This is a genomic window from Actinosynnema sp. NPDC023658 (assembly GCF_040639995.1).
GTDB lineage: Bacteria > Actinomycetota > Actinomycetes > Mycobacteriales > Pseudonocardiaceae > Actinosynnema.
Map to the genome: position 1 here is coordinate 7,836 of NZ_JBFAAX010000011.1, position 8,174 is coordinate 16,009.

Annotated in this window: 10 protein-coding genes; 8 read left to right on the plus strand and 2 right to left on the minus strand. The window is 71.3% G+C overall.

Annotated features, from left to right (window positions below; genetic code table 11):
• Positions 1–60: 60 nt before the first annotated feature.
• On the minus strand, positions 61–1,395 hold the full coding sequence (locus tag AB0G02_RS02865) for a PHB depolymerase family esterase (protein WP_360788358.1): 1,335 nt from the start codon (positions 1,393–1,395) through the stop codon (positions 61–63).
• A gap of 501 nt (positions 1,396–1,896) precedes the next feature.
• Between AB0G02_RS02865 and AB0G02_RS02870 the strand changes: the two genes are divergently transcribed.
• Positions 1,897–2,667: an MBL fold metallo-hydrolase gene (locus tag AB0G02_RS02870; protein ID WP_360788361.1), complete on the plus strand. Its 771-nt coding sequence runs from the start codon at positions 1,897–1,899 to the stop codon at positions 2,665–2,667.
• Between the two features lie 104 nt (positions 2,668–2,771).
• On the opposite strand, the gene AB0G02_RS02875 is transcribed toward AB0G02_RS02870, so the two are convergent.
• Positions 2,772–3,623 (minus strand): SMP-30/gluconolactonase/LRE family protein, encoded by an 852-nt coding sequence (locus tag AB0G02_RS02875; protein WP_360788363.1) that lies wholly within the window; start codon positions 3,621–3,623, stop codon positions 2,772–2,774.
• A gap of 131 nt (positions 3,624–3,754) precedes the next feature.
• Between AB0G02_RS02875 and AB0G02_RS02880 the strand changes: the two genes are divergently transcribed.
• From AB0G02_RS02880 to AB0G02_RS02910, 7 genes are all read left to right on the plus strand, one after another.
• Positions 3,755–4,387, plus strand: a complete 633-nt coding sequence (locus AB0G02_RS02880; protein ID WP_360788448.1) for a rhomboid family intramembrane serine protease — start codon at positions 3,755–3,757, stop codon at positions 4,385–4,387.
• The gene (gene murI / locus AB0G02_RS02885) at positions 4,384–5,181 is read left to right on the plus strand and encodes a glutamate racemase (RefSeq protein WP_360788366.1); all 798 of its coding nucleotides are present in this window, start codon (positions 4,384–4,386) and stop codon (positions 5,179–5,181) included. The genes AB0G02_RS02880 and murI overlap by 4 nt, the downstream gene beginning before the upstream one ends.
• Positions 5,182–5,198: 17 nt before the next feature.
• Entirely contained in the window at positions 5,199–6,011 is an 813-nt protein-coding gene (locus AB0G02_RS02890; RefSeq protein WP_360788369.1) for an MBL fold metallo-hydrolase, read from the plus strand.
• The gene (locus AB0G02_RS02895) at positions 6,001–6,504 is read left to right on the plus strand and encodes a hemerythrin domain-containing protein (protein WP_360788372.1); all 504 of its coding nucleotides are present in this window, start codon (positions 6,001–6,003) and stop codon (positions 6,502–6,504) included. The genes AB0G02_RS02890 and AB0G02_RS02895 overlap by 11 nt, the downstream gene beginning before the upstream one ends.
• A gap of 10 nt (positions 6,505–6,514) precedes the next feature.
• Positions 6,515–6,913, plus strand: coding sequence for an OsmC family protein (locus AB0G02_RS02900; RefSeq protein WP_360788374.1), 399 nt, complete (start codon positions 6,515–6,517; stop codon positions 6,911–6,913).
• Between the two features lie 183 nt (positions 6,914–7,096).
• Positions 7,097–7,591: a flavin reductase family protein gene (locus AB0G02_RS02905; RefSeq protein ID WP_360788377.1), complete on the plus strand. Its 495-nt coding sequence runs from the start codon at positions 7,097–7,099 to the stop codon at positions 7,589–7,591.
• Positions 7,592–7,810: 219 nt separating this feature from the next.
• A partial coding sequence (locus AB0G02_RS02910) for a hypothetical protein (protein ID WP_360788380.1) occupies positions 7,811–8,174 on the plus strand: 364 nt, incomplete at its 3' end.

Below are 8,174 nucleotides of genomic sequence, written 5' to 3' on the forward strand. Positions count from 1 at the left end.
CGCCCCCGGGACTCGGCCCCCCCCCCCCGGGGGGCCACTTGCCGCCCCTCGGCCGGTGGTTCAGCCGACCGTGCAGGCCGCGCCGTTGAGCGTGAACGAGGTCGGCTTGTCGGTGTTCCCGCTGTGGGTCGCCTGGAAGCCGATCCCGACCGAGGCGCCGGGGTTGAGCGCGCCGTTGTAGGACGCGTTGCGCGCGGTGACCGCGCCGCTGGTGGGGGAGAAGGTGGCGTTCCACCCGCTGGTGATGGTCTGCCCGCCGGGCAGGGTGAACGCGAGCTGCCAGCCGTTGAGCGCGCTGGTGCCGGTGTTGGTGATGCTGATGCTCGCGGTCAGGCCCGTGTTCCAGCCGTTGACGGTGTAGGTGACCTTGCAGCCGCCGGTCGGCGGGTTGTCGGTGGTCGTGGTGGTGGTCGTCGTCGTAGTGGTGTCGGTGGTGGTCGTCGTCGTGCTGGTGGTCGTGCTCGTGGTGGTGCTGGTCGTCGTGCCCGTGTTCTGGTCCAGCCCGAAGAACTGGATGACCCGCAACGCCATGCCCGACGCCATCAGGTTGTGCCCGACGCCCTGCAACGAGATCCCCTCGACCTTGGTGCCGTAGCGGGTGCGCGTCCAGCCGGACTGCGGGCTGTCGGTGGACGTCGGCGTGGTGGACAGGCCGTGGACGTTGGTCCACTGGTCGATCGTCTCGCCGAAGTTCGGGTACCGCAGGGTGTCGTCGGCGGTGCCGTGCCAGATCTGCACGCGCGGCCGTGCGCCGCTGTAGCCGGGGTACGCGCCGCGGGCGATGTCACCCCACTGCTGCGGCGTCTTGAGCACCTGGCCGTTGGCGCAGGCGCTGTTCCAGCTCGACCCGTCGGTGGTGGCGAAGCAGCCGTCCGGCACGCCCGCGAACGCCGCACCCGCGGCGAACACGTCCGGGTAGTTGGCCAGCATGACGTTCGTGGTCATCGCGCCGGACGAGACGCCGGTGACGAACACCCGGCCGGTGTCGCCGTTGTAGCGCTGGAGCACGTACCGGACCATCGACATGAGGCCGACCGGGTCGCTGCCGCCGTCGCGGCGCAGCGCCTGCGGGCTCGACACGTCGAAGCACTGGCCGCTGCGGGTCGCGGACGGGTAGATCACGATGAAGCCGTACTGGTCGGCCAGCCGGGCGTACTCCGTGCCGGAGTAGAACGCCGGGCCGGTGCCGGTGCAGTAGTGCACGGCCAGCAGCACGCCGGGCTTGGCCTGGACCCGGTCCGGCACGTACAGGTGCATCCGCAGGTTGCTGGGGTTCGTGCCGAAGCCGGTGACCTCGGTCAGCGTGGCGGCGGACGCCTGGGGTGCGACGACGAGGGCCAGCACGAAGGCCGCCGCGGCGACCAGGGACGTCATGATCGCGCCGAAGATCCTCACGGCGCCACCACCCTTCCGGTGTTGTCGAGCGCCACGGCCGACAGGCTTCTCAAGACCATTCCCTCCTCCTTGAGGACCACGGCGAGAGTTGTCGCCACTATGTGTTCGGAAGGTCCTCGCGGACAACGGTTTCGTGAAAGTTGCGGGTCTCACTTGGCGGCCTGAGCTGCGGTAACGCTCGTTGCACCCGTTCGGGTGCGCGGTGTCGCTCGAAAGTTGCGGATCCGTGCCGGCCGGTGCGGCCGACAACGGTTCCGACCTATTCCGCGGTACCCCTGGAATGGGTCTCGACAACCGCCTTCGGTAATTGCCGGGAAATCCTCGCCGGGCCGGTTCCGGAATTGCGGTCGTACTCCTCGCCTTCGGGGAACCGCAGGTGCTCTACCGAGCTGTGACCTCGGTTGATGCGTTCGAGTGAACTTTCCGGCGGTCAATTGGGAGGACGACGACGGTCGGTGTTTCCGCATTTTCACCGGCACCGTTGCTGCTATCGTTCCGGCCATGCAATTGACGGTGCTCGGGTGTTCGGGCAGTGCGCCGGGGCCCGCTCTGCCCACCTCCGGGTACCTGGTGGAAGCGGGTGGCATCCGGATCGTGCTGGAGCTGGGCAGCGGCGTGTTCGGCCCGCTCACGCGGCACTGCGACCCGTTCGACGTCGACGCCGTGCTGCTGTCGCACCTGCACCTCGACCACTGCGCCGACTTCAGCTCGCTGACCGTCTACCGGCGCGAGCACCCGGAGCCGCCCTACGACGTCACCGAGCGCCGGTTGCCGGTGTTCGCGCCGTCGCACGCGCCATCCCGCCTGGCCGCCGCGCACGCCGCCAGCCGCGCCGACCTCGCGACCACGGACCTGACCGACGTGTTCGACTTCGTCCCGCTCGCGCCTGGCCGGTACGCCGTGGGGCCGGTGGAGGTCGAGGTGGCCGCCATGCGGCACATCTGCGAGGCCTACGGGTTCCGCATCTCGCACGGGGGCGTGTCGCTGGTGTTCTCCGGCGACACGGTGCCGTGCCCGGAGCTGGTGCGGCTGGCCGAGGGGGCGGACCTGCTGCTGGCCGACTCGGCGTGGCGGGCGCAGGCGGGCCGCGCCAACTACCTGCACATGAGCGGGCGGGAAGCCGGTGAGGTGGCCGCGTCCGCCGGCGTCGGCCGCCTGGTGCTGACCCACGTGCTGCCGTGGTCGGACCGCGACGGCGTCCTGCGCGACGCGACCGAGGCCTTCCCCGGCCCGGTCACCCTGGCCACCCCGGACACCACCTACACCCTCTGACCACCCGACCCCCGCGTGTCCAACCCCCAGACCACGCGTGTCCTACGTTCACGTCGCGAGAGTCCTACGTTCAGGACACCCGAGTTGAACGCTCAGGACGTCGGTCAGCCCGCGAACGCGGTGGACGGCAGGCCCTCGCCCACGCCCGGGAGCACCAGGACCGAACCGGCCAGCTCGCTCGACGCGTCGTCGCTCAACCCGACCCGCGCGGTCGTCACGTAGAGGTCGGTGAAGTCACGACCGCCGAAGCAGCACGCCGTCGGCTGACCCACGGGCAGGTCGATCTCCCGGTCCAACCGGCCGTCCGGCGTGTACCGGTGCAGCGCCGCCCCGCCGAACAACGCCACCCAGATCGCCCCGGACGAGTCCACGGTGAGGCCGTCGGGCAGCCCCCGCCCCACCTCGACCAGCGGACGGCGGTTCGTCGCCTCACCGGTCTCCCGGTCGAAGTCGAGCACGTCGACCCGCCGCTCCCCGGAGTCGATGTAGTACATGAGCGTGCCGTCGGGGCTCCAGCCGGTGCCGTTGCTGACGCTCACCCCGTCCAGCACGACCTTCGCGTCACCGCTGGGCTCCACCCGCGCGAGCCACCCGCCCGGGTCCTCGTCGTACCGCATCGTGCCCGCCCACAGCCGCCCGGCCGGGTCGACCGCCGCGTCGTTGCCCCGCACGCCGTCACGCGCCCAGTAGACGAGCCAGGTCTTCGTGCCGTCACGGTCGATCAGCGCCACGCCGTCACGCAGGTTCACCACCAGGCCACCGCGGGACCGCGGCTTGGCCGCGCCCACGTGCTGCGGCACTTCGAGCACGGCGTCGGCGTCGACGGAGGCGGAGGGGTTGTAGCGGTGCACCTCGCTGCCGAGGATGTCCACCCAGAGCAGCGTTCCGCTGGCGTGGTCCCACGTGGGGCCCTCGCCCAACTGCGCTTCGGCCCGCACCGCGACTTCGATCGACACCGGCACAGCCTACGGTCACGCCCGAACCGGCCATCCCGGAACGCCGCGAACCACCGCGGAACCACCTGATCAGCGCGTAACCTGGGGGCGTGGATCCCACCGGTCCGTTCAGCCCGCCGACGCCCGATCCGGTGACGGCCGTGCCCAAGGGGTCGAGGGCGTCGAAGCCGTTGGCCAAGCGCGTCGTACCGCCCCAGCCCGTGCTGTCGTCGGTGGTGGTGCTCGGCTTCGTCGGCCTGCTCTACGTCGTGGAGGCCATCGACACCCTCCTCGGCGGCCGGCTGAACGACGACGGCGTGATCCCGCGCGACTTCAGCGAGTGGGACAACATCATCTGGTTCCCGCTGCTGCACGGCGACTGGACCCACCTGACCGGCAACGCCGTGCCGCTGCTCGTGCTGGCCTACCTCGCCACCTCCGGCGGGATCAAGCAGTTCCTCCAGGTCACGGCGGTCATCTGGCTCACCAGCGGCCTCGGTGTCTGGGTCTTCGGCTCCTACGGCAGCCACATCGGCGCGTCCGGCCTCATCTTCGGCTTCCTGGCGTTCCTGCTGGTGCGCGGCATCTTCGCGCGCAGCCCGCTGCAGATCGTGGTGGCCGTGGTGGTCTTCGCGCTCTACGGCGCGGCGCTGTGGGGCGTGCTGCCCGGCCAACCCGGCATCTCCTGGGAGGGTCACCTGTTCGGCGCGCTCGGCGGTGTCCTCGCGGCGTGGGGCGTCGCCCGGGACGCCGCGAAGAGCGCCCGGACTACTCTGGACGCGTGACCGTCACCGCCGATTCGCCCATCGGGATCTTCGACTCCGGCGTCGGCGGGTTGACCGTCGCACGGGCGATCATGGACCAGCTGCCCGGCGAGCGGATCAGGTACGTCGGTGACACGGCGCACTGCCCGTACGGCCCGCTGCCGATCGCGGACGCGCGCAAGTACGCCCTCGAAGTCATGGACCGGCTGGTGGCCGACGGCGCGAAGCTGCTGGTCATCGCCTGCAACACGGCGTCGGCGGCCTGCCTGCGCGACGCCCGCGAGCGGTACGACATCCCGGTGGTCGAGGTCGTGCTGCCCGCCGTGCGCCGGGCCGTCGCCACCACCCGCACCGGCAAGGTCGGCGTCATCGGCACGATCGGCACGGTCGGGTCCGGCGCGTACCAGGACGCGTTCGCCGCCGCACGGGACGTCCAGGTCACCGCGGTCGCCTGCCCGAGGTTCGTGGACTTCGTGGAGCGCGGCACCACCTCCGGCCGCCAGGTGCTCGGCATGGCCCAGGCCTACCTGGAGCCGTTGCAGCGCGCCGAGGTCGACACCCTGGTCCTCGGCTGCACGCACTACCCGCTGCTGACCGGCGTGCTGCAGATCGTGATGGGCGACGGCGTGACGCTCGTCTCCAGCGCCGAGGAGACCGTGAAGGACGTCGTGCGGGTGCTCACGGAGCGCGACATGTTCCGCGTCGGGGAGCCCGACCAGCGGTTCAGCTGCACCGGTCCGGTGGAGCCGTTCGCCAGGCTCGCGCGCCGATTCCTGCCCGGCCTGGAAAAGGCGTCCTTCCACCCCCACGGTTGACCTGGCACGCTCCACGGGTGCTGTTGACCATCCTCGGCTGCTCGGGCAGCCTGCCGGGACCGCACGGGCCCGCCTCCGGCTACCTCGTCGAGGCGGATGGCTGCCGGCTCGCGATCGAACTGGGCAGCGGTGTGCTGGCCGCACTGCAGGCACGCCACGACGCGTTCTCGTTGAACGCCCTGCTGTTCTCCCACCTGCACCCGGACCACTGCGCCGACTTCACCACGCTCGCCGTCGCGCGCCGCTACCACACCCACCCGCCGTACGACACGAGGAAACACCGGCTGCCCGTGCACGGGCCGTCCGAGACCGCCGACCGGTTCGCCCGCGCCTACGCGGAGACCGCCGACGAACTGCTCACCACCGACCTGACCGACGTGTTCGAGTTCCACACCCTGGTCCCGGGTGCGGTCACCCGCATGGGTCCGTTCCAGATCACCGCCACCCGGGTCGACCACCCCACGGAGGCGTACGGCTTCCGGATCGCCACCAAGGACGCGACGATGGCCTACACCGGCGACACCGGGCCGTGCGACGGGTTGCGCGCGTTGGCGCAGGGCGTGGACGTGCTGCTGTCCGAGGCGACCTGGACCCACTCCGACGACCGACCGACCGGCAAGCACCTGTCCGGCGTGCAGGCGGGGCAGTTGGCCGCGGACGCCGGGGTTGGGCGGCTGCTGCTCACGCACATCGCGCCATGGACCGACCGCGACGCCGTGCTGGCGGAGGCCCGGACCCGGTTCAGCGGGCCGGTCGAGGTCGTCAGCCAGGGCGACACCTACGCGGTTGACGAGCTGAAGGTCCGGGTAATCGGCGGCCATGGCAACTGATGTCGTCGAGCTGATCCTGGCCGACCACCGGAAGTTCGAGGAGCTCTTCCGCGGTCTGCGCGACCGCAACTCGGACCGGACGGCGCTGTTGGGCGAGTTGGCGGCGCTGCTCGTCGCGCACGCCGAGGCCGAGGAGTCCGAGGTCTACCCGGCGCTCAAGCGGTACAAGGAGGTCGACAACGACGAGGTCGACCACGGTGCCGAGGAGCACGCCGAGGGGCACCAGGCGCTGCTGGCGTTGATGGAGGTCTCCGACACCGCGTCCGAGGAGTGGGAGGACAAGCTCGAAGAGCTGGTCCAGGCGCTCAACCACCACGTGGACGAGGAGGAGCGCACGATCCTCAACGACGCGCGGGAGGAGGTGTCCGACGAGCGGCGGGGCGAGCTGGGCCGGCTGTTCACGGAGATCCGGCAGAGCCGGCTGGACGACGACTGCGGTGACGTCGAGTACGTGCGCAAGATCGCGGCAGCCACGAAGGACCGGATCGACTAGCGTCGGTCAGGTGTCGAACGTCGAGGTGCGGTTGGTCGGTCAGCACGACTTCGTGGCCACGAACGACCGGGGCGCGTCGGTGCGGATCGGCCGCAAGGGCGCGGAGGGTGCGTTCACGCCGGTCGAGCTGCTGCTCGCGGCGGCGGCCGGTTGCGCGGCGGTGACCGCGGAGACGCTGGTGACGCGCCGGGTGGACGGTGGCCTGGTGGCGCGGGCGGACGACGTGCGTTCGGCGGACGGGCACTCGCTGTCCAGCGTGCCGGTCGCGCTCGACTACGACGTGTCGCACCTGGACGCCGACCAGCGCGCCGCCCTGGAGACCGCCGTCCTGCGCGCGATCGACCAGCTGTGCACCGTGACCCGGACCCTCAAGGCCTCCCCGCCGACCCCGCTGACCCTCCCCACCTGACCGGCGCGTCGACCTCCCAGATCGCGCGTGTCCTACGTTCGCGTCACGCGTGTCCTACGTTCGGAACACCCGAGTTGAACGCTCGGAACACCGGGCACGTCCGGGTGCCGGGCGGACTGCGCAAGGGGTTCCCGGGAAGTGGACCCGGTTGAGCGGCGCGGGCGGCGTTGCGATGCTCGTCGCGTGACCGAGCCGAACGCCGTCGGGACCGTCGCCGACACCCTGCGCACCGCCCTGCGGGACTTCCCCCAGACCGTCGGCATCGTCACGGCCACCGGCCCGGACGGCCCGGTCGGCGTCACGGTCAGCTCCTTCACCTCCGCGAGCCTGCACCCGCCGCTGATCGTGGTCTGGATCGGTGAGGGCGCGTCGGCGTGGCCCGTCCTGCGCACCGCGCCGCTGTTCGCCGTGCACCTGCTGCACGCGGGCCAGACCGCGCTCTCCGACCTGTTCGCCCGCACCGGGGCCGACCGGTTCGGCGCGGGCACGCACTGGCGGCCCGACGCGGACGGCCTGCCGCACCTGCTGGACGCCCCGCTCCGGCTGCGCTGCCGCACGGACCGCCGGATCGCGGTGGGCGACCACGTCGGCCTCGTCGGTGAACCGCTGGAGGTCCAGCACGCCGCGGGCGCCGCGCCGCTGGTCCGGTTCCAGGGTCGCTACACCTCGGTCGCCTGAACGGGAACGCTCCCAGAATTTCACCCGGTCGTGTGACATCGATCGTTCCCCCTGGAACACCGATTCGATGGTGGGCGAAATGCTGATCGTCTTGCGGAAAGCCGGTCGTGGACAAGTAAGCTGAATGGGACCACCGGTCTGCATTACACCATTCGAGTGACAATGCACCGGAAAATACCCCAGGGTGACCTCAGCGATTGGCCGCAGAGCTGAATGAAGATGGCCGAACAGGCAGGCGCAGCCAGACCCGGTGACGACCCCGGGCGCACCCCGGACGCGTTCGCACGCCGCTGGGCCGCCGCCCTCGCCTCCACGATCCCGACCGCCGCCGTCGCGAGCCTGCCGCCGTCCCGGCTGGAGCACCTGCTCGCCGGGTTCACCGCCGACCTCCGCACCGCGCTGCGGGAGGACGCCCGCGACGGACACCCGTCACCCGCCCGTGGAGTCGGCCGTGGCCTGGTCGAACACGGTCTGGACAACGCCGGGACGCTGGAGCGCACGCTCGCGGTCGTGGGGGGGGCGGAGCGCAAACCACGAAACCCCACCCACCCCGGGGCCCCCGGGGGTGGGGGGGAGCGCGGCC

Bases quoted from the DNA above. Each gene is read 5' to 3' on its own strand.
- AB0G02_RS02895 (WP_360788372.1), top strand. From the start codon at position 6,001: ATGGCAACTGATGTCGTCGAGCTGATCCTGGCCGACCACCGGAAGTTC.
- AB0G02_RS02870 (WP_360788361.1), top strand. From the start codon at position 1,897: ATGCAATTGACGGTGCTCGGGTGTTCGGGCAGTGCGCCGGGGCCCGCT.